This is a genomic window from Delftia deserti (genome assembly GCF_042653485.1).
Classification (GTDB): Bacteria; Pseudomonadota; Gammaproteobacteria; order Burkholderiales; family Burkholderiaceae_C; genus Comamonas; species Comamonas acidovorans.
In genome coordinates this window covers 5,885,181-5,905,928 of record NZ_JBHSIH010000001.1, presented here as the reverse complement: position 1 = coordinate 5,905,928, position 20,748 = coordinate 5,885,181, and the positions used below count along the sequence as shown (strand labels likewise).

Below are 20,748 nucleotides of genomic sequence, written 5' to 3'. Positions count from 1 at the left end.
ACCATATTCTCGCCGTTATTTGAAGCGGAGCCAAAACCGGGCTACTGCGTAGACAGGCTGAGTTGGGCGCGCGGACTCCATTGCTGGTCGTCGGAGTCCAGTTTTGGAGCCCCCAGAAACAGGCGTTCAAGCGGCAACTGCTGCTGGGCAAGGTAGTCGCGCACGACCACGGCGCGGGCCAGCGCCAGCTCGCGCATGGCATCGTCGGGCACGGTAATCTGCTCCAGCAGCAGGCTGCGCATCTGGTCGGTGGGCAGGTCCTTGGCCATGCCGATGACATTGCGCGGCTTGGCAAAGTCGGCCCGACTGTAAAGCGCCTTCGTCAAGGCCGGTACTTCGGAGGCAGGCAATTCGGTCACGGACTCTGCCGACTTGCCGTCGCGCAGCACCTGGCGGCGTTTCTGGGCGAGCAGCAGGCGATCGAGCTCCGCCTGCTTCCAGGCCTCTTTGTCCTGCGCCTCGCGCGCCTCGCCGATCACGGTGAGCTTGAGGGCCGGGCGATCCTTGAGGGAGGCGACCACCTTGTCCAGGCTTTCGCGGGCCTTGCCGTCGATCTGGGCACGCCCCGGCGCAAAGGCCACCACGCCCGATTCGCTGCTGCCGCCAAAAGCGCCCGACAGCAGCGAGAACGGCGAGGTGATGGCCTTCATGATCAGGTTGCCAATAATCTTGAAGATGACCGGCGCCAGCCTGAATTGCGGGTCGTTGAGCGAGCCGCTGACCGGCAGGTCCAGGTCGATGACTCCGTTGCGGTCAGCCAACAGCGCCACAGCCAGACGCACGGGCAGCGAGGCGGGCGCGCCTTCGACGGCTTCACCGAACGTGAGTTGATGCAGCACCAGCTTGTTGCGCGCCGTGAGCTGGCCATCGGGCTCGATCTTGTAGTTGACGTCCATGCTGAGCTTGCCGCGCTCGATCCCGTGGCCCGCGTACTTGATGGAGTACGGCGACAGAGGGGGCAGTTCCAGGTCGCGCATCTGGGCACGTATGTCCAGGGCCAGCGGCTTGGCCAGCGGATTGACCTGGCCGGTGATCTCCAGCGAAGCCGTGCCCTGGGCGCGGCCGCGCAGTTCCACATCCGCCAGTTGCGGCGCCTGCTGGCTGCCAGGCTGCTCGGACGAGAAGGCGCTCAGGCGGCCCGCCAGCTCGCTGAGGTCGGCCGAGTAGTTGGGCTGGATGAAGTAGTCGGAGAACTGGACCCTGCCGCCCGTCAGCACAATCGGCCCGATCTTGATGACGGGCGCAGGCCCTGAGGCAGCCTGCGGCGGCGCCGGTTCGGCGGAAGCCGTCGTGCCATCCGCGGCCGGCGTGGCGTTTTGCTCCAGGGACTGCTGGGACTTCGCCGATTTGACGATGTCCTGCAGGTTGATGCGCCCGTTGCGCTGCACGATGACGCGCGCAAAGAAGTCGCTGAGCGCCGTCTCGCGCACGCTCAGGCGCAGCGGCTGGGCAGGCTGCATCTGCAGATCCAGCCCGCGCACGGCCAGCGTCTTCCAGGCCACCAGTTCATCGCGCAGGCCGAGTCCCAAGGCAGCCGACTGGGCCTTGGCCCGGTCGGCCGTGGATTCGCTGAGCACGGCAGCCACGGCGCCTGCCGCCGTGCGTGGCGCGCCCTGCGCTGCGGCCTCGCCCGCCGCTTGCACGGGAGAGGCCAGCGCGGAGCGCATGCGCAGGTCCACGAGCTCGACATCCCCCTGCACCGCCAGCTCGGGACCGGCCGGTTGGCTGACAAAGCGCAGTTGTCCGAGGAAATTGCCGTCGGCACGCACCAACTCCACATTGAGCATGTCGGCAAAGTAGGGCTCCAGCGCATGCAGCGGCAGGCTGCGCGCCTGCAACTTGCCCTGAAGCGACAGCGGCGCCAGCCCCAGGTCCCCGCGCAGGCTCAGCGAGCCCGCCTGGACACGCCGGCCCGAGCCGACCTGGGCGGACAGCTCCAGCGGCGTGGGCGCGGATTTGGCGGCCAGCGGCTCGATGGCGCCCATGCGAAGGCGCAGCGAACCCAGGTCCAGCGACACGGTGCGCGCGGAATCCGCGTTGCGCACGGGCGCTTCGTCACGCAGCGCAATGGCGCCGCCATCGACCTCCAGCGCCTGCAGCTTCAGGCCCCAGGGCCGGGACTTGTCCTTGCCGGCGTCCTGCGATGCGGACGCCGAGGAGGCGGGCGGCAGCCATTGCTCGTACATCCACCGGCCCTGGGCATCGCGCAACACGGCCAGCTGCGGCTTTTGCAATGCCAGGCGGCCCACGGAGACCTGCTGGCTGGCCAGATTGACCTGCACCTGCTCCAGCTGCAGGTGCGCGATATCGACGGGCGCGGCCTTGTCCTTGAGGCTCAACTGCTCCACGCCCAGCCCGGCCACCTGAACCACCATGGCAGCACCGTTCCAGCCCAGGCCGGCGTCGGCGCTCAACAGACCCGTCAGCTCGGGTTTGAGATGGGCAGACAGGTACGGTGCCGCCAGTTGCAGCGGCAATTGCCGCGCGGAGAAGGCCAGTTGGCCCTGCTTGTCGGTCAAGGCGCCGCTCAGCTGCAACTCGGCAGGTTTCGCCCCCTCCCCCGCCGACTCCGGCTGCAGCTGCAGCTGCATGCTGGCAGCAAGCTGCAGCGGTTGCTCCAGGGGCCAGCGGATATCGCGCACCTGCAACGACAGCTCGCGGGCCTGCAGCGCAGCGCCGGACTTTCCAGCGTCGGGAGCAGCATCGCGCCAGTGCACCGTGGCATCGGCAACGGACAGCTTGTCCAGGCTGACCTTCCATGGCTGGGGGGCGTCGGAGGCAGGCTTTTCCGCTGCCGGCCTGGCATCCGGGGAGGAAGCCCCCCCCATCGCCATCCAATTGATGCGGCCTTGCGCATCGCGGGCCGCAAAAATCTCGGGGGCGCTCCACTGCACGGACTCCAGCTCCGCAACCGATTGCAGCGGCTGCACGTTCTTGAGCACGGCGGCCAGGCGCTCGAAGCGCAGCAGGGGGGCGCCGTCACGGTCATGCAGCTCGGCGCCGGACAGGCTGACCTCCCCGGTGATGCGGACCACGGCCTGCTCGGCCTGCTCAAAGGAGATATGCAGGTTGGTATCCAGCACGCCGGAGCGCGGCTTGACCGGTGCAGTGGCGGGTATATAGCCCAGATAGGGCGTCAGGTCCACGCCCTGCCAGCTCAGATCGACAGCGGTCTGGCGCTGCTCGGTGAAGGGCGTGCTCTGGGCGCTGGATTCAAACCGGCTGCCGTTGAGCGCAAAGGACAGGTGCGGGAGCACCTTGATCTCGCGCTTGGACTCCAGGTTGCTGATGAAGGGCAGGCGCAGCTGCAACTGCTCGAGCATGTGCTGGCGCTGCTGGACCTCGTCCTGCAACTCCACGCGGCCGTCGCGCAGCGCAATGTTGTACAGCGCAAAGCCCACGGGCCTGGAGGGCGGCGTGTCGCCGGGTTCGGCCAGCCTGGCCAGCACATCGTCCACATCGAAATGCCCCAGGCTCTGCTGGGTCAGGCGCAGCACCGGCGCATCGACCTCGATGGCATCCAGCACCGGCGCCAGCCGAAACAGCGACTGGATACTGGCATTGACATAGATGCGGTCGATCTGAAGCTGGGGGGAAGAAGATGAAGACGGCACGGACTCCGGCGCCGTGCCTTCCGCCTGGCGTCTGGCAATGCTCAGGTCGCGCAGGGTAAGCTCCAGCGACCAGGGCCGGAACTCCACTGCACCCACACGGACCTGACGGCCCAGTTTGGCCGATGCCTGCTTTTCCAGTTGACTCCTGGCCACAACGGGCACCAGCGCCCACAGCAGCAGCCACAGCAAAAGGAAGGCCACAAGGGCGATGGCCAGCCTGCGCAGCCAGCGGTGCTTGAAGAGAGATTGCATGGGGCTCTGGTAACTAGTACAGCCCCATCCAGGGACACAGGACAGGGCAACGGCTGCATTGCACCAGAAATTGGGGCGGCAGCAACGGCTGGGTCCGCACCACGGCACATTTCTTGACGTTGCGGCCATCCTTTAACGACAAAGCCCGGAAGCCGTGAACCGGCTTCCGGGCTTTACGGCGGGCACAAGTCCCGACCGTTTTCCGCAGTCAAGGAGAGGATGGTCCTTGCTGCTTGGAAGCAAGAGATTGCTTCCAGGAAGGCCGCGGAGGAAGACTTGAACCACGGTGTCCGCACTATCGAACACCACTTTTACCTGTCTTCCACCTTGGCGAGACGACTGCAGGAGCAGTCGCCTCCAATATAGAAGGACGCAGGGTCGGCCTGCCAGTGCTTTTGCATTTCATTGCAATTTCATGACGCACTCTGAAAACGGCGGAAGCGGCGTACATCGGTAGCACGCCACCCGCTCTTCAAGACCTCAAAACTGTGTTTGCATCCATGGTTTGTTATTATTCATTGATCTAAAAAGTTGATTTCATAGTGTTGACCGTGTATTTGGTGAACTCCTAGAATCCGCCAGCGCTCGAATAGAGCGTTTTTTGTTTCTGCTGCCTCACGACTGAGCAGATCCCGCAGGCCTACAACGCAATGGTGCACCAAGCGCCAGCCTCCCGGATCCGCAGCACCCAATCCAGGGTGTCAGCCTCACCGGCCTTCGCTTCGGCGAAGGCCGTTTCGGGTTGGTGCCCCTAGAAAGGAAAAAGCTATGCCAGCGTCAGGAAAATTTTTCGCCGCCGCGCGAACGTTCGCCATCGATGTGGCCAACGGTTTTCTTGCCATCATCCACAACAGCTTCGCCCTGCTGGGCCTTGCTGTGGCCTTCATGGCCATCACCCTGTTCGCCCGTCCTGACCTGCGCGACGCCGGAGAGAGCCAGCTGCGCTCCTGGCTGACCGCTCGCCAGATGGCCGAGCTGGGTGTTCCCGTCGAACTCGCTGCCAGCGATCGGGCGACGGCGACCAACCCCAAGAACCTGCCCAAGGAGCAGGCAGCCGTGGCCTTCTGGCTCAGCAAGAAGTACCGCGTGGCGCCCGAGCCGATCGCGGCACTGGTCAGCGAGGCCTATGACCTGGGCAAGGTCAACCGCCTGGACCCGACGCTGATCCTGGCCATCATGGCCATCGAGTCCAGCTTCAATCCGTTTGCGCAAAGCGCTGTCGGCGCGCAGGGCCTGATGCAGGTGATGACCACGGTGCATACCGACAAGTATGAGAACTTCGGTGGCCAGAACGCTGCCTTCGACCCGGTCAGCAATCTGCGCGTGGGCGTGCGCGTGCTCAAGGAATGCATCGAGCGCGCCGGCTCCATCGAAGGAGGCCTGCGCTACTACGTGGGCGCGGCCAACCTGCCCACCGATGGTGGCTACGCTGCCAAGGTGCTGGCCGAGCACCAGCGCCTGCGCATGGCCGCCGGCCTGCGTGCCGTGCCTTTGATGACCGCCAAGGTCGATCAGCCCCGGCAGGCCGTACAGATCGCCTCCACCAAGCCGGCCACCCCCGTGGCCGAGGCCTCGGGCCCGGCAGCATCGGCTGCGCCTGCAGCCGTGCCGGTCAGCTCGAGCAACACCTCTGCCCGCTCCGAGCAGGTGGCCCTTCAGTCCCAGGAGCCGGCGCTGTAGCCTGACTTCCCGGCATAGTGAGTGCACAGCTGGCCGAGGCCAGCTTTTTTCATGCCCGATCCAACTGCAGGTGGCCCACGCAAACGCCTTCTGCAACGCCCTGCCAGGTCTTCGGCGCCACCGGCTCAGCTACACTATCGGGGTACGCAACTGGCGATAGGCGCAGCCGCTTCACGCACCGCTGCCGCTGACGTGGAAACCAGCAGAAGGCCCGAGAAGGACCACCTTCTGTGAACCACCGGGGAGCGTACCGCCCAGCCTCCATGCGCACGCGGGATCTGGAGTGTTCCGCCGTTCGCCTGGGCAGCCCTTGGCCTCAAGGGAATTTCAAGTTCACAGGACTGCCATGTTTCAACGCACCAATACCGTCGAGAAGGTCGACGCCGAAGTCTTTGCCGCCATCCAGGCCGAGAACCTGCGTCAACAAGAACATATCGAGCTGATCGCCAGCGAGAACTATTGCTCGCCTGCCGTCATGGAAGCCCAGGGCTCCCAGCTCACTAACAAGTACGCCGAAGGCTATCCGGGCAAGCGCTACTACGGCGGCTGCGAGAACGTCGATGTGGTCGAGCAGCTCGCCATCGACCGCGTCAAGAAGCTGTTCGGCGCCGAGGCCGCCAACGTGCAGCCCAACTCCGGCTCGCAGGCCAACCAGGCCGTGCTGATGGCCTTTGCCAAGCCCGGCGACACCATCATGGGCATGAGCCTGGCCGAAGGCGGTCACCTGACGCACGGCATGCCGCTGAACATGTCGGGCAAGTGGTTCAACGTGGTCTCCTACGGCCTGAATGCCGAAGAAGCCATCGACTACGACAAGATGGAAGCGCTGGCGCGCGAGCACAAGCCCCGCATCATCGTGGCCGGCGCATCGGCCTACGCCCTGGCCATCGACTTCGAGCGCTTCGCCAAGATCGCCCGGGAAGTCGGCGCCATCTTCTGGGTGGACATGGCCCACTATGCCGGCCTGATCGCCGCAGGCGTGTACCCCAACCCCGTGCCCCACGCCGACGTGGTCACCACCACCACGCACAAGAGCCTGCGCGGCCCGCGCGGCGGCGTGATCCTGATGAAGGCCGAGCATGAGAAGGCCATCAACAGCGCCATCTTCCCCGGCCTGCAAGGCGGCCCGCTGATGCATGTCATCGCCGGCAAGGCCGTGGCCTTCAAGGAAGCGCTGTCGCCCGAGTTCAAGACCTACCAGGAACAGGTCGTGAAGAACGCCAAGGTTGTCGCGGAAACGCTGACGGCACGCGGTCTGCGCATCGTCTCCGGCCGCACGGAAAGCCACGTCATGCTGGTGGACCTGCGCGCCAAGGGCATCACCGGCAAGGCGGCCGAAGCCGCGCTGGGTGCCGCCCACATGACGATCAACAAGAACTCCATCCCCAACGATCCCGAAAAGCCGATGGTGACCAGCGGCATCCGCGTGGGCACGCCCGCCATGACCACGCGCGGCTTCAAGGAAGAGGAAGCCCGCCTGACAGCCAACCTGCTGGCCGACGTGCTGGAGAACCCCGCCGACGAGGCCAACTTGGCCCGCGTGCGCGCCCAGGTGGCCGAGCTGACGGCCCGCTTCCCGGTCTACGGCGCCTGAGTTGCACGCATAGAGGCCTGCCATGAAGTGCCCGTTCTGCAGCCATCCGGACACCCAGGTCGTGGAGACCCGTGAGGCCGAGGATGGGGGCTTCATCCGCCGCCGCCGCCAGTGCGGCGGCTGCGACAAGCGCTTCACCACCTACGAGCGGCCCGAGGTCAGCTTTCCCGCAATCGTCAAGAAGGACGGGCGGCGCATCGAGTACGAGCGCGCCAAGCTGCTGGGCTCGTTCAAGATCGCGCTGCGCAAGCGCCCCGTGAGCACTGAGCAGATCGATGCCGCGATCGAGCGCATCGAGGAGCGGCTGCGCAACCTGGGCGAGCGCGAAGTGCTCTCCAGCCGCCTGGGCGAGATGGTGATGCGCGAGCTCAAGCTGCTCGACAAGGTCGGCTACATCCGCTACGCCAGCGTCTACCGCAGCTTCGAGGATGTGGACGATTTCAAGAACGTCATGGATGAGGTGCGCAATCCCGGCTGATCAGGCCGGCAGGACGCAAGAAAGCCGCCCTTGGGCGGCTTTTTCTTTGGTGGCCTGGCAGTGCTTTCAGGGTGCGGCGGCAGGGATGGGAGCCAGGCCCGAATCCACGTCACCGCACTGTGCGCGGTGGCGCAGCGCATGCTCCATCACCACCAGGGCCAGCAGCGCCTCGGCGATGGGCGCTGCGCGGATGCCGACGCAGGGGTCGTGGCGACCCTTGGTGATGACCTCGGTGCTCTGGCCCTGCACGTCGATGGATTCGCGCGGCGTGATGATGGAACTGGTGGGCTTGATGCCTATGCGCACTTCCAGGTCCTGGCCCGTGCTGATGCCGCCGACGATGCCACCGGCGTTGTTGCTGCGAAAGCCTTCGGGGCTCAGAGAGTCGCCGTGCGTGGTACCGCGCTGGACCACGCTGTCGAAACCGGCACCGATCTCCACGGCCTTGACCGCGTTCAGGCCCATCATGGCGTAGGCAATGTCGGCATCCAGGCGGTCATACAGCGGCTGACCCAGGCCCACCGGCATGCCGGTGGCCTGCACGCGCAGCGCGGCGCCGCAGGAGTCGCCCGACTTGCGCAGCGCGTCCATGTACTCCTCGTAGCGGGTCACATCGGCCACCGGCGCGAAGAACGGGTTGTTGGGGACATGCTCCCAGCCCTCGAAGGGCAGGGACAACTCGCCCACCTGGGTCATGCAGGCGCGGAACTCGGTGCCGAACTTTTCCTTGAGCCACTTCCTGGCCACGGCACCGGCGGCCACCGTGGGGGCCGTCAGCCGTGCCGAGGAACGGCCGCCGCCGCGCGGATCACGGATGCCGTATTTCTGGAAGTAGGCGTAGTCGGCATGGCCGGGACGAAAGCTCTGCGCAATGTTGGAGTAGTCCTTGCTGCGCTGGTCGGTATTGCGGATCAGCAGCGCGATCGGCGTGCCCGTGGTGCGGCCTTCGTAGACGCCCGAGAGGATTTCCACCGCATCGGGCTCGTTGCGCTGCGTCACGAACTTGCTGGTGCCGGGGCGGCGGCGATCCAGGTCTTGCTGGATGTCCGCTTCGCTCAGCGCCATGCCGGGCGGACAGCCATCGATGACGCAGCCTATGGCCGGGCCATGCGATTCGCCGAAGTTGGTGACAGTGAATAGGGTGCCGAAGGTGTTGCCGCTCATAGGCCAACGATTATGCCCGGGCAGCCCGCAAACGCCGCCCCCGCTGCGGCGGTGCATTGCGCAGGCAGCCATCGCCCAGCGAGACGCAATATGGCTATCGGATTGCATGTATTCATAGTTAAAATTGCAAATCACCCTTTTTCCAACCGCCTGCGGATCATCACACAGGCACCAGCCGCAAATTGCGGGAGGTTCGTGAAATGCAGGCCTCTTCCGACTCGACCCAAAGCCAGGACCGCAAGGATTCTGGGAACAAATTACCCTTTCCATCGGCAAGCCTTCAGCAGGATGCCGAGGAGCAGGACCTCAGGCCCGTGCTGCTGAACACGCTGCTGACCTCGTCCAGCCCTGCTGAGTTCAGAACCCGCAACCGGCTTGCCCAGGCCAAGCAATACATGCGAGCCCGACTCGATGATCCTGAGCTCAAGCCCTCGCAGGCAGCTCAGGGTCTGGACATGTCGCTGCGCAGCCTAGCGCGACTGTTTGCCACTGAAGGACTGACCCCGAGCCGTTGGCTCTGGAACGAGCGACTGGCCCAGGCCCATCTGCTGCTTCAAGCAGACAACGCGAGGCGCGTGACCGATGTGGCGCTGGCCTGCGGCTTCACCAGCTTCTCGCACTTCAGCCGTGTCTTCAGGCAGGCCTATGACATGCCGCCCAGCGCCCTGCTGAAACCCCGGCGCTGAACCTCTAGCCATTTCTTGGCCACGGCGCACGCTTGGAAGCCTGGCGGCACCCTATCGCCCGCCGAAAAGACCGGGCTGTCCGATCACAAATTTCCATGGGCAAAAATCCGCCTGCCAGCCTGAGTGGGTCCTGCTGAATACTTCCGAAGGTGCCCGCTCCCTATCCGGGAGGCATTCTCCAATGCAGGTTCATTTCGATTCATCGCGCCACAGCGATCAGGGCAACTTCGCAAGCTACAGTCGCCTGACCGACCTTCTGATGTACCCGGCTCTGCGCAGCAGCCAACCGGCAGCCCTGGACACGCCTTTGCGCCTGGCCAGCCAGGATCTTGGGGGGTTGCTGATGCTGCAATTGACACGCCCGCCAGGAACCAGCGCGCGCAGCATGCGCCACGAGCCGGCGGATGCAATGTTTCTTTCCGTGCTGGAGGCCGGACCGGTGATCCTGGATACGGCCAACCAGTGCCTTGTTCAGAACACGGGCGACATCGTGCTCTGGAATGCCGACCAGCGGCATGAATGGCGCTATGAACAGGGCATGTCCAGTACCTGCGTGCGCCTTCCCCGTTCCTGGCTGAGCCGGATGGTTCCGGACCTTCCGGCCAGCCGCTTGCTGCCCGCAGGTGGCCCAGCGACCGGCCTGCTGGCTTGCATGGTCCGCCAACTCGCCGCCCTGCCCTCACCGCACGGCACCAAGGCGGGTGCGCATCTGCGCTCGTCGCTGCTGCATGTGCTGTTCGCCACGCTCAGCAGTGGGCCTTGTGCCGAGCCAAGCCGGCTAGCCGATGCCAAGCAGTACATGCGGGCGCGCCTTGACGACACGGAGCTGACGCTGCAGCAGGTGGCAAGCAGCCTGGGCATATCCCTGCGCAGCCTGGCACGCCTGTTCGCAGACGAAGGCTCCACACCCAGCCGCTGGCTCTGGAGCGAGCGGGTGGACCAGGCGCACCGCCTGCTCGAGTCAGGCGAGGCACAGCGTGTGACCGATGCGGCGTTGGCCTGCGGCTTCACGAGCTTTTCGCACTTCAGCCGCGCGTTCCGTCAGGCCCATGGCGTGCCGCCCAGCGCGGTGCTCAATCGAGCCGGAGGTTGATGGCCCTGACAATGCCGCCGTACAGCTCCCGGTCGGCACGGATGCGCTGGGCGAAGGCCTGCGGAGTGCTTGCCTTGACGGCAATGCTCAGCTCATCCAGCCGGCTCTTGACCGCAGGGGTCGCCAGAGCAGCCTCCATGGCGCCATGCAGCCTGTCGATGATGGCGGCCGGCGTTCCTGCGGGCGCAAGATAGCCGAACCACACATCTATCTTGATGCCCGGCACGCCGGCCTCGGTCCAGGTGGGCACATCGGGAAAGTGGGGCGAGCGCTCTGCGCCCGCTGTCGCAATGCACCGCATCTTGCCGCCGCGCACATGGGGCATGGCATCGGGACCGGTGAGCATCCCGAAGTCCAGTTCGCCGGACATGATGGCGACGGACATGGGGGCGGCGCCCTTGTAGGGGATATGGCTGAAGTGCGTGCCTGCATCGCGGTTGAGCAGCTCGCCCAGAATATGCGATATGCCGCCGGGCCCCGTGGAGCCGAAGTTGGCGGGCTTGCCGGACTTGCCCATGGCGATCAGGTCGGCCGGTTTCTTCAGCGGCGAGTCCTTGCCCACGCAAAACAATACCGGCACCGTGGCCGCGATCATGATGGGCGCGAAATCCCTTTCCACGTCGTAGGACAGCTTGGAGAAGGCACTGGCCGCGATGGCATTGGGCCCCGGGTTGCCTACCAGCAGCGTGTATCCGTCGGGCCTGGCACGCGCCACCTGGGCAGAACCTATGGTGCCGGCAGCGCCCGGGCGGGCTTCCACCACGATGGGCTGGCCCAGGGAACGGCTCATCTGCTCGCCCAGCAGGCGCGACAGCACGTCGGTGCTGCCGCCGGCGGGGTAGGGATCGATGATGGTGATGCTGCGACGTGGAAAATCATTGGCTTGCGCGTGGGCCAGCAAAGAGGCGAGGGCCAGAATGATGGCGCCGGCGATGTGCTTGTTCATGGGTCTCTCCCTTGCATCGATGCCAGCGGGTACGGTACGGACGATGCGGTGATCGGTGATCGGTGGTCGCATCCGCACTACAAGGCGCGCCAGTCCACGGACTGCTCATAGGCGTGGGCGATGCGGTAGATGACGGGTTCTGCAAAATGCGCAGCCACCAGCATCAAGCCCACCGGCAGTCCGTCGACACGTCCGCAGGGCAGCGACATGGCCGGGTGGCCTGTGACGTTGAATGGCAGGGTATTACCCACCATGCCGGCAGTCGCTTCCACGAAGTCCAGCGTCTCGGCCTGGCCCTCGGGCAGGCGCTGGGCCACTGACGGCGTGGTCGGCATCAGCAGCGCATCGAAGCGCTGCAGCAACGCGTCATAGGCGATGCGCAGCTTCTGGCCGAAGTTGATGGCCCGGGCGTAGTAACGGTGGCCGTTCATGCGCGTCAGGTGCGTGCCCGCGACCAGCGCGGCGCGGATGGTCAGGGGCAACCTGTCCAGCGCCTGGGCATGGCCCTCGCGGAAGCGCACCATGAGATCCTCGGGATAGTGGTCGTGGCGCCCCGTACCGAAGCCGCCGGCACCGAACACCGTGCGCAAGGAACCTTCCAGCAGGATGGGCCGACACACACCCGCAGCGCGCGCATGGACGGGCAGGGAAACAGACTCCACCACCGCGCCCAGCCGAGCCAGCTGCGCCGCCGCCCGGCGCACCTGCTGGTTGACCCCGGAATGGGCTCCCGGCATGGCCAGGCCCTCCTCCAGAACGGCGATGCGCATGCCGGCAATGGGCTGGCCCAGCGCCTCGGTGTAACGCTGCACGCGCACATTGCGCTGGCGCGGATCCACGCCATCATCGCCGGCAATCACCTCCAGCAACAGCGCGTTGTCGGCCACCGAGGCCGTCATGGGCCCCAGGTGGTCGATGGTGGGCTCCATCGGCAGTGCGCCGGTGTAGGGCACCAGGCCGAAGCTCGGCTTCATGCCGTAGATGCCGCACAGCGCGGCCGGCAGCCGGATGGAGCCGCCTTGGTCCCCGCCGATGGCCATGTCCACCAGGCCCGCCCCCACCAGGGCCCCGCAGCCCGATGAGGAGCCGCCCGCCGAATGGCCATGGCGGTGCGGGTTGTGAACGGGCCCGCTGGCGCTGGTGAAGCTGTTGGCCGACAGGCATAGGTTCTCGCAGACCGCCTTGCCCCTGATGCGCGCGCCGGCTGCCAGCAGCCGCGTGACCACCGTGGCATCGAAGGAGGGAACATAGCCATCGATGACAGCGTTACCGTTCATCATGGGCACGCCGGCCAGGAAGATGTTGTCCTTGAGCGCCACACCGCGACCGCCCAGTACACCGGCTTGCGCCAGTGCATCCGTACTGACGATGTCCGTGCAGCGATACCAGGCGTTCAGTGGATCCTCGGCTGCATCGGGCTGCCGGGCTGCACGTATCCCTGTCGACGCGACAGCGTCGACAGGGATGGCATCGAGCAGCCGGTAGCAGGCAACCAGGGGTTGTGCGAGGCGGTCATAGGCATCCAGCGAAGCGCTGTCCACAGGCAGCGCGCACTGCAGGGCCGCTTCGCGCAATTGCAACAGAGAGGGTGGTTCGAGGGACAAGGGCACTCCTGGGTGGATGGACTGTGCCTTCAATGTAGAAGTCCATCGACGGCCGCGCCTGCCCCGGCCTGCCGGCCCGATTGCCTGTGCCTGCCATGCCTGCCATGCCTGCCAAGTGCAGGAAAAGCAAAAGGCCTCCGCCGCCTGCAGCGGCCGAGGCCTTGGTGTGTGGCCTGGATGGCCTGGAGCGCCAGAGGCGCTCTGTCATTCAGTCCGCGCCCTGACGCTCGCCCTCGGGCCAGTCGCGGATATAGGCCTTGAGCATGCGGTTCTCGAAGTTCTGGCTGTCCACCACGGCCTTGGCCACGTCGTACAGACTGATCACGCCCATGAGCATGCGCTTGTCCATCACCGGCATGTAGCGCGCATGGCGGTCCAGCATCATCCGGCGCACCTCATCCATGTCGGTTTCCATGGTGCAGGTCATGGGAGCGTCGTCCATGGCCGAGCGCACCAGCGTCTCGCCAACCCCGCCGTGCTTGACGAAGCCCTGGATCACTTCGCGGAAGGTCAGCATGCCGACCACGTCGCCATGCTCCATGACCACGAGGGAGCCGATATCGCGCTCCGACATCACCTGCACCGCGCTGGCCAGGCTTTCGTCCGGCGACACCGTGTAGAGGGTGTTGCCCTTGACGCGCAGGATGTCACTTACTTTCATGCCGTATCTCCAAAATTGTCTGTGTCGCCGTGGTTGCGGCAAGCCCGTGTCTGACGGGAAATATAGCCCACAATGCCCGCTTGCCTTGACAACCATGGAGACAGGAATGCCCGGCTACTCGGACCCCGGCTTTGACACCCTGGCGCTGCACGCGGGCGCCCAGCCCGACCCCGCCACCGGAGCGCGCGCGACGCCCATCCACCTCACGACCTCGTTCGTGTTCGAGTCCAGCGACCATGCGGCCTCGCTGTTCAACCTGGAGCGCCCCGGCCACGTCTACAGCCGCATCTCCAATCCCACGAACGCTGTGCTGGAGCAGCGGGTCTCGGCCCTGGAAGGCGGCGTGGGCGCCATCGCGGTGGCCAGCGGCCAGGCGGCGCTGCACCTGTCGGTGGCCACGCTCATGGGCGCGGGCAGCCATATCGTGGCCAGCACGGCGCTGTACGGTGGGTCGCAGAACCTGCTGCACTACACGCTGGCGCGCTTCGGCATAGAGACCACCTTCGTCAAGCCCGGCGACATCGACGGCTGGCGTGCCGCGGTGCGCCCCAACACCAAGCTGTTCTTCGGCGAGACGGTGGGCAACCCGGGCCTGGATGTGCTGGACATCCCCACCATCAGCGCCATTGCCCATGAAGCCGGCGTGCCGCTGCTGGTGGACTCCACGCTCACCTCGCCCTGGCTGATGAAGCCGCTGGAGCATGGCGCGGACATCGTCTACCACTCGGCCACCAAGTTCCTGTCGGGCCACGGCACCGTGGTCGGCGGCATCGTGGTGGACGGCGGCAGCTTCGACTGGGAAAAGTCGGGGCGCTTCCCCGAATTGACCCAGCCCTACGACGGCTTCCACAACATGGTGTTCAGCGAGGAAAGCAGCACCGGCGCCTTCCTGCTGCGCGCGCGGCGCGAAGGCCTGCGCGACTTCGGCGCCTGCATGAGCCCGCACACGGCCTGGCTGATCCTGCAGGGCATAGAGACGCTGCCGCTGCGCATGGAGCGCCACATCCGCAATACCGAGAAGGTCGTGCAATTCCTGGCCAGCCATCCGCTGGTGGGCCGCGTGGGCCACCCGCTGCTGGACACCCATCCCTCGCACCAGTTGGCAAAGAAGCTGCTGCCGCGCGGCGCGGGCTCGGTGTTCAGTTTCGACATCAAGGGCAACCGCAACCAGGGGCGCAAGTTCATCGAGACGCTCAAGGTCTTCAGCCACCTGGCCAACGTGGGCGACTGCCGCAGTCTGGTGATCCATCCGGCCAGCACCACGCATTTCCGAATGAGCGACGAAGCACTGGCCCAGGCCGGCATCGGCCAGGGCACGATACGCCTGTCCATCGGACTGGAGGATGCCGACGACCTGATCGATGACCTCAAGCGCGCCCTCAAGGCCGCTGAAAAGGCAGCGTGAGCCGACAAGGGAGATACCAACAATGAAGATCGATGTTCAGGGCCACGCCATCTACGCCTATACGGGCGGCAAGGCCTTCAACCCCGCCCAGCCTACGGCCATCCTCATCCACGGCGTGCTGTGCGACCACAGCGTCTGGGCCCTGCAAAGCCGCTACCTGGCAAACCACGGCTGGAACGTGCTGGCCATAGACCTGCCCGGCCACTGCCGCAGCGCGGGTGACGCGCCCGCCAGCGTGGAGGCGGCGGCGGATTTCATCGGCCAGCTCATGGATGCGGCAGGCATCGGGAAGGCCGCGCTGGTCGGCCACAGCTGGGGCAGCCTGATCGCCATGGAAGCGGCCGCGCGACTGGGCGCGCGCGCCAGCCACCTCGTGCTGGTGGGCACGGCCTATCCGATGAAGGTCTCGCCCGCCCTGCTGGACTCCGCGCTGAGCACGCCGCAGCAGGCCATCCGCATGGTCAATGTGTTCTCGCGCGCCACGCTGGCACCGCCCAATGGCGCGGGCAGCTGGGTGTTCGGCGCCGGCATGGCGCTGGGCCGGCGCGTGCTGGCCAGCAATGCCGGCACGAACTTGCTGCATGCGGGCTTCAAGGCCTGCGACAGCTACGCAGGCGGCGAGGCGGCCATGGCCGCCCTGCAATGCCCGGTGCTGTTCGCATTGGGCGAGCAGGACCAGATGACCCCGCCCAAGGCCGCCAGGGGCCTGATCGATGCGGCCAGGGCGGCAGGCCGGCAGGTGCAGATCGCGCAACTGCCCTCTGGCCACAACCAGATGACGGAAGCGCCCGAGCAGACGCTGTTCGCCATCAGGGACTTTCTGGCGCGCTGAACCGGGCGCCGCCAGCGGCGCGCGAGCCCTCAGACGCGCGCCAGGAAGCGGGCGATGCGCTGGGCAATGCGCTCGGGCTGCTCGCGATGGGGAACGTGGCCGCCACCGGCCACGATCTCCACCTCCACCGGACCGCTGGCACGGTCACGGATGCGCTCGGGGTGGACCAGGGAGCCGAACTCGTCGTGCTCTCCATGGATGGCCAGCACCGGGCAGCGCACGCGCTCCAGCGCCTCGTCCAGCCGGTAGTCGGCAAAAGGCGGTGACAGCCAGGTATCGACCCAGGCAGACAGCACCCAGGCCGCCTTGTCGCCATGGTATTTCGCCAGGCGGTCCAGCTGGCCGGGGCGGGCGAAATCCTGTTGGGCCGCGCGAATGCCCTGCAAGGTGCGATCTTCCACAAAGGCCTGGGCGGACTCCGTGACCACTGCCTTGCACTGCGCGCCATATCGGGCCGCCACCATGGCGGCCATGCCGCCGCCCACGCTGTGGCCCAGCACAATGAAATCCCCAAGACCCAGCCCCTGGTGCACGGCCGGGAACACGGTCTCTGCTTCCTGGGCCACAAAGCCCGGTCCCAGCGTGCCCGGATAGGGGTCGGACTGGCCAAAGCCCAGCCGGTCATAGGCCAGCACATCGCGCCGCGTGGCCTCGGCCAGTTGCTGCGGGAAATCGCGCCACAGCGCCACCGAGCCCAGCGAGTCATGCAGCAGCACGATGGGCGCGGGCGCCAGGCCTTGCTCGCCGGCCACTGGCGCATGCCAGCGCCTGACGTAGATGCTGCCCTGGGGCGTGGGAATGCGGATTTCGTTCAGGGATGCAGGGATGTCGGTCATGCACGAGGAAGGCATCGAAAAACTCCATGCCGGTCGGTGCCGGCCCGGCAGACATCATGCGCCTGCATGCCGCCGGCAGGCGACGCCGGGGTGACGCGCAACGCCAGATGCGGCAGTTTTTGCCTCTCCAGGGGCAGCTTTTGCGAGTCCTGGCGCGCGGGTTCCTCCGATGGTGCAGCCCCGGGGAGCGGCGTATAAGTTGAAGCCATCCCATGCACGCGAAGGCCTGCCATGTCACACGCTTCCGCTCCCCTGCCCGGCACCGCACAGGCCGCCGTGGACCCGCGCCAGTTCAAGAGCTTTGCCGAGTTCTATCCGTTCTATCTTCAGGAGCACAGCAACCGCACCTGCCGGCGCCTGCACTTCGTCGGCTCCACGCTGGCGCTGCTGTGTCTGTTCGCGCTGTTCCTGACCGGCGATTTCTGGTTCCTGCTGGGCGGCCTGCTGTTCGGCTACGGCTTTGCCTGGATAGGACACTTCGGCTTCGAGAAAAACCGGCCCGCCAGCTTCAAGCGCCCGCTCTACAGTTTTCGCGGCGACTGGGTGATGTGGCGCGACATCCTGACGGGCCGCATCCCGCTCTAGACCGGGGCCTGCGCCCTTTGCTCCAGCAGATCGGCCAGCGTCATTGCGGCCAGCCCCGTGCGATCCCACAGCGGCTGCACGGCCGGCGACGGCGCCAGCAGCAGACGCTGCACCAGCGGCTCCAGCGGCGTGCGATGGGGCTCCACCAGCAGCATGTAGCGGGGCTCGGGGCCTTCGCTGGCAGCCACTGCGCCGGGGGCCTGCACCGTGCCCACCCAGTCCAGCACCGACAGCGCCTGCAGCACCGGGTCGATCTGCTGCCAGTCCACACGCAGGCGCCGCGCCAGATCGCTGGCGTACAAGCCCTTGGCGGGCGACTCGCGCTCCTGTGCGAGGTATTGCAGGATCTCCACGGCCATCTCGAACTGCCAGCCCTGCTGGCCCGGCATGCGCTGCACGCCCGCCATCACGATGGGCAGGTAGGCCGTGACCACGGCGCCCAGCAGCACGATCACCCAGGCCATGTAGATCCAGATCAGCAGGATGGGCAGCGTGGCGAATGTTCCATAGATCACCGAATAAGTGGGCACGGACGCCAGGTACAGGCCCAGCGCCTTCTTGGCCAGTTCCATGCAGGTGGCCACGAACAGGCCGCCCACCCAGGCATGGCGCCAGCGCACCGCCGTGTTGGGCACATAGTGATACAGGCCTGCCATGCCTGCGGCCAGCGCCAGGAACTCGATGGAATCGAAGATGAAGCGCAACCCCTCGGGCAGCGCATTGACCAGCCCGCGCGAGGCCGACATCACATAGGACGACAGCACCAGGCTCAGGCCCAGCACCAGGGGGCCCAGCGTGATCGCCGCCCAGTAGATCAGCACGCGCTGGCCCAGCGGCCGCAATTGGCGCACGCGCCAGATGTTGTTGAGCGTGCGGTCAATGGTGAGGATCAGCGCCACCGCCGTGATCACCAGAATGGAAAACCCCGCCATGCCCAGCTGGCTGGCCTTGGAGGCGAACTGCGTCAGATAGCCCAGCACCTGGCGCGCAATGGTCTCCGGAATCAGGCTGTCGATCAGCCAACGCTCCAGCACGATCTGCACGCGCGAGAAGATGGGAAAGGCGGTGAACAGCGCCAGCGCCACCGTGAAGAACGGCACCAGGGCCAGCACCGTGGTGAAGGTCAGGCTGCTGGCGGTCACGCCCAGCCGGTCCTCGCGAAAGCGTTCGCGCAGCGTGTGTGCGGTATTGCGCCATGGAAAGCAGCGCCAGCGTTCGCGCCAAGATCGCGGCACCGCAGGCTCGGGCGGCTCCGCCAGGGAAAGGCTGCGCTCCTGGGCAGGAACGGGCAGCGCCAGGGCGCCGTCCTCCAGGCCATCGACGGGCTCCTTTTCGGGGCCGCCGCTCATCGCCGCATCTCCGCCGCAAGGCGCATGTCTGCAGCGGGCGCGGCCATCCAAGCAATCACATGTTCAAAGGTCAAGACCATGGCCGATATGATGCCACCCCGATGACTGATTCCATTTCTCGCCCCGGCGCCGACGTCGCCGCCACCCGCTGGCTGGCGGTCTCCAGCCTCATGGGCCTGATCGTGCTGAGCCTGGCCTGGGAACTGTGGCTGGCGCCCATGCGGCCCGGGGGCTCCTGGCTGGTGCTCAAGGCCCTGCCGCTGGCGATTCCGCTGATCGGCCTGCTCAAGCACCGCATGTATACCTACCGCTGGGTCAGCCTGCTGGTGTGGATCTACTTCACCGAGGGCGTGGTGCGCGCCTGGAGCGACCCCGCCCCCGGCCGCTGGCTGGCGCTGCTCGAAGTTTTCCTGTGCCTGATGCTGTTCACCGCCTGCGCCCTGCATGTGCGCTGGCGCCAGCGCAGCGCGCGCCGCGCGGCCCAGGCGGCCGGCGGCTGAGTCCCCGTTTTCATGCCTTCACGTCTTTGAAAGAAGTTGCAACATGACTGCACTGCTTGAACGCCTGCGCCAGATCGTCGGCGAAGCCCATGTCCTCACCGAAGGCGACCTCGTCGCCTATGAACAGGACTGGCGCCGCCGCGTGCGCGGCAAGTCCCTGGCCGTGGTGCGCCCGGCGAGCACGGCCGAGGTGGCCGCCGTGGTGCGCGAATGCGCGGCCGCGGGCACCAGCGTCATCCCGCAGGGCGGGAACACCGGCCTGTCGGTGGGCTCCACGCCGGACGACAGCGGCACGCAGGTCGTGCTCAGCCTCACGCGCCTGAATGCCGTGCGCCATATCGATCGCGACAACCTGAGCTTCACTGTCGAGGCCGGCTGCATCCTGCAAAGCCTGCAGGAACTGGCCGAGAAAGAGGGCCTGCTGTTCCCGCTGTCGCTGGCCGCCGAAGGCAGCTGCACCATTGGAGGCAACCTGGGCACGAATGCCGGTGGCACCCAGGTGGTGCGCTACGGCAACACGCGCGAGCTGTGCCTGGGCCTGGAAGTGGTCACGCCGCAGGGCGAGGTCTGGGACGGCCTCAAGGGCCTGCGCAAGGACAACACTGGCTACGACCTGCGCGACCTGTTCATCGGCAGCGAAGGCACGCTGGGCATCATCACCGCCGCCACCATGAAGCTGTTCCCCCAGCCTGCGGCCCAGCTCACGGCCTTTGCCGCCGTGCCCTCCATGGAAGCGGCCGTGCGCCTGCTGGGCATGGCGCACAAGCACCTGGGTGCGGGGCTGACGGGCTTCGAGGTCATGGGCCAGTTCGCGCTGTCCCTGGTGATCAAGCACATGCCCCAGCTGCGCGTGCCCTTTGCGGGCCTGGACGGCGCGCCACCCTATTACGTGCTGGTCGAGAACTCGGACAGCGAGTCCGAGCAGCATGCGCGCGAGCGTTTCGAGGCGCTGCTGGAGCTGGCCTTCGAGGACGGCTGCGTGCTCGACGCCGTGGTGGCCGAAAGCCTGTCGCAGGCCCATGAGCTGTGGCATATCCGCGAAAGCATTCCGCTGGCCCAGGCCGAGGAAGGCCTGAACATCAAGCACGACATCTCCATAGCGGCATCGCGCATCCCTGCCTTCGTCGAACACACCGATGCCGTGCTGCAGCGCGAGATCCCGGGCGTGCGCCTGGTCAACTTCGGCCACCTGGGCGACGGCAACCTGCACTACAACGTGCAGGCGCCCGTGGGCGGCGACGCCAAGGCCTTCCTCAATGAACGCGAGCACCTGGTCAACCACCTGGTCTACGAGGCCGTGGCCGAATTCGGAGGCTCGTTCTCTGCCGAGCACGGCGTGGGCGCGCTCAAGGTGGACAAGCTGGAAAAGTACCAGTCGCCCGTGGCCCTGGGCATGATGCGCGCCATCAAGCAGGCATTGGATCCTCAAGGCCTGATGAATCCCGGCTGCATCCTGGCGCGCGCCTGAT

17 protein-coding genes and 1 riboswitch are annotated in these 20,748 nt (G+C 66.3%); of the genes, 10 read left to right on the top strand and 7 right to left on the bottom strand.

Features of this window, described 5'->3' with window-relative positions; translation table 11 throughout:
- Positions 1-41 precede the first annotated feature (41 nt).
- Positions 42-3,866, bottom strand: coding sequence for a DUF748 domain-containing protein (locus ACFPFG_RS27930; RefSeq protein WP_380109198.1), 3,825 nt, complete (start codon positions 3,864-3,866; stop codon positions 42-44).
- A gap of 768 nt (positions 3,867-4,634) precedes the next feature.
- On the opposite strand from ACFPFG_RS27930, the gene ACFPFG_RS27925 reads away from it, so the two are divergent.
- The 3 genes from ACFPFG_RS27925 to nrdR all read left to right on the top strand — a co-directional run bounded on the left by ACFPFG_RS27925 (position 4,635) and on the right by nrdR (position 7,618).
- Positions 4,635-5,546 (top strand): lytic transglycosylase domain-containing protein, encoded by a 912-nt coding sequence (locus ACFPFG_RS27925; RefSeq protein ID WP_088164096.1) that lies wholly within the window; start codon positions 4,635-4,637, stop codon positions 5,544-5,546.
- 136 nt (positions 5,547-5,682) lie between these two features.
- Positions 5,683-5,858, top strand: a riboswitch (ZMP/ZTP riboswitch).
- Between the two features lie 34 nt (positions 5,859-5,892).
- A complete protein-coding gene (gene glyA, locus ACFPFG_RS27920; protein WP_034396192.1) occupies positions 5,893-7,140 on the top strand; it encodes a serine hydroxymethyltransferase in 1,248 nt (415 codons plus the stop codon).
- Positions 7,141-7,162: 22 nt separating this feature from the next.
- Complete coding sequence (gene nrdR, locus ACFPFG_RS27915; protein WP_012206755.1) at positions 7,163-7,618, top strand: transcriptional regulator NrdR; 456 nt, start codon at positions 7,163-7,165, stop codon at positions 7,616-7,618.
- A 66-nt stretch (positions 7,619-7,684) separates the two neighbouring features.
- On the opposite strand, the gene aroC is transcribed toward nrdR, so the two are convergent.
- Positions 7,685-8,782, bottom strand: coding sequence for a chorismate synthase (gene aroC, locus ACFPFG_RS27910; protein ID WP_380109195.1), 1,098 nt, complete (start codon positions 8,780-8,782; stop codon positions 7,685-7,687).
- A gap of 200 nt (positions 8,783-8,982) precedes the next feature.
- Here aroC and ACFPFG_RS27905 point away from each other — a divergent pair, with 200 nt between their 5' ends.
- Together ACFPFG_RS27905 and ACFPFG_RS27900 are read left to right on the top strand one after the other, a co-directional pair.
- On the top strand, positions 8,983-9,468 hold the full coding sequence (locus ACFPFG_RS27905) for a helix-turn-helix domain-containing protein (RefSeq protein WP_380109194.1): 486 nt from the start codon (positions 8,983-8,985) through the stop codon (positions 9,466-9,468).
- Between the two features lie 181 nt (positions 9,469-9,649).
- A complete protein-coding gene (locus tag ACFPFG_RS27900) occupies positions 9,650-10,561 on the top strand; it encodes an AraC family transcriptional regulator (protein ID WP_220808906.1) in 912 nt (303 codons plus the stop codon).
- Here ACFPFG_RS27900 and ACFPFG_RS27895 read toward each other — a convergent pair.
- The 3 genes from ACFPFG_RS27895 to ACFPFG_RS27885 all read right to left on the bottom strand — a co-directional run bounded on the left by ACFPFG_RS27895 (position 10,542) and on the right by ACFPFG_RS27885 (position 13,772).
- Positions 10,542-11,507: a Bug family tripartite tricarboxylate transporter substrate binding protein gene (locus ACFPFG_RS27895; RefSeq protein ID WP_197955642.1), complete on the bottom strand. Its 966-nt coding sequence runs from the start codon at positions 11,505-11,507 to the stop codon at positions 10,542-10,544. The two genes, ACFPFG_RS27900 and ACFPFG_RS27895, sit on opposite strands and share 20 nt — an antisense overlap.
- Positions 11,508-11,584: 77 nt before the next feature.
- Positions 11,585-13,111 carry an amidase gene (locus ACFPFG_RS27890; protein WP_380109191.1) on the bottom strand — a complete coding sequence of 509 codons (1,527 nt, stop codon included), beginning with the start codon at positions 13,109-13,111 and terminating at the stop codon, positions 11,585-11,587.
- A 208-nt stretch (positions 13,112-13,319) separates the two neighbouring features.
- Positions 13,320-13,772: a CBS domain-containing protein gene (locus tag ACFPFG_RS27885; RefSeq protein WP_012206758.1), complete on the bottom strand. Its 453-nt coding sequence runs from the start codon at positions 13,770-13,772 to the stop codon at positions 13,320-13,322.
- Positions 13,773-13,878: 106 nt separating this feature from the next.
- Between ACFPFG_RS27885 and ACFPFG_RS27880 the strand changes: the two genes are divergently transcribed.
- Both ACFPFG_RS27880 and ACFPFG_RS27875 read left to right on the top strand, forming a co-directional pair.
- A complete protein-coding gene (locus ACFPFG_RS27880) occupies positions 13,879-15,177 on the top strand; it encodes an O-acetylhomoserine aminocarboxypropyltransferase (RefSeq protein ID WP_183021567.1) in 1,299 nt (432 codons plus the stop codon).
- Between the two features lie 22 nt (positions 15,178-15,199).
- Positions 15,200-16,009: an alpha/beta fold hydrolase gene (locus tag ACFPFG_RS27875; RefSeq protein WP_380109187.1), complete on the top strand. Its 810-nt coding sequence runs from the start codon at positions 15,200-15,202 to the stop codon at positions 16,007-16,009.
- A gap of 29 nt (positions 16,010-16,038) precedes the next feature.
- Here the strand turns inward: ACFPFG_RS27875 and ACFPFG_RS27870 are convergent, their stop codons facing one another.
- Positions 16,039-16,860, bottom strand: a complete 822-nt coding sequence (locus tag ACFPFG_RS27870; protein WP_380109185.1) for an alpha/beta fold hydrolase — start codon at positions 16,858-16,860, stop codon at positions 16,039-16,041.
- Positions 16,861-17,076: 216 nt separating this feature from the next.
- On the opposite strand from ACFPFG_RS27870, the gene ACFPFG_RS27865 reads away from it, so the two are divergent.
- Positions 17,077-17,430 carry an Mpo1-like protein gene (locus ACFPFG_RS27865; RefSeq protein WP_183021570.1) on the top strand — a complete coding sequence of 118 codons (354 nt, stop codon included), beginning with the start codon at positions 17,077-17,079 and terminating at the stop codon, positions 17,428-17,430.
- Here ACFPFG_RS27865 and ACFPFG_RS27860 read toward each other — a convergent pair.
- Positions 17,427-18,779: a YihY family inner membrane protein gene (locus ACFPFG_RS27860; RefSeq protein WP_183021571.1), complete on the bottom strand. Its 1,353-nt coding sequence runs from the start codon at positions 18,777-18,779 to the stop codon at positions 17,427-17,429. The two genes, ACFPFG_RS27865 and ACFPFG_RS27860, sit on opposite strands and share 4 nt — an antisense overlap.
- A 101-nt stretch (positions 18,780-18,880) precedes the next feature.
- Between ACFPFG_RS27860 and ACFPFG_RS27855 the strand changes: the two genes are divergently transcribed.
- On the top strand, positions 18,881-19,279 hold the full coding sequence (locus ACFPFG_RS27855; protein WP_016451330.1) for a DUF2069 domain-containing protein: 399 nt from the start codon (positions 18,881-18,883) through the stop codon (positions 19,277-19,279).
- Positions 19,280-19,322: 43 nt separating this feature from the next.
- Positions 19,323-20,747: an FAD-binding oxidoreductase gene (locus ACFPFG_RS27850; protein ID WP_183021572.1), complete on the top strand. Its 1,425-nt coding sequence runs from the start codon at positions 19,323-19,325 to the stop codon at positions 20,745-20,747.
- Position 20,748: the final 1 nt, after the last annotated feature.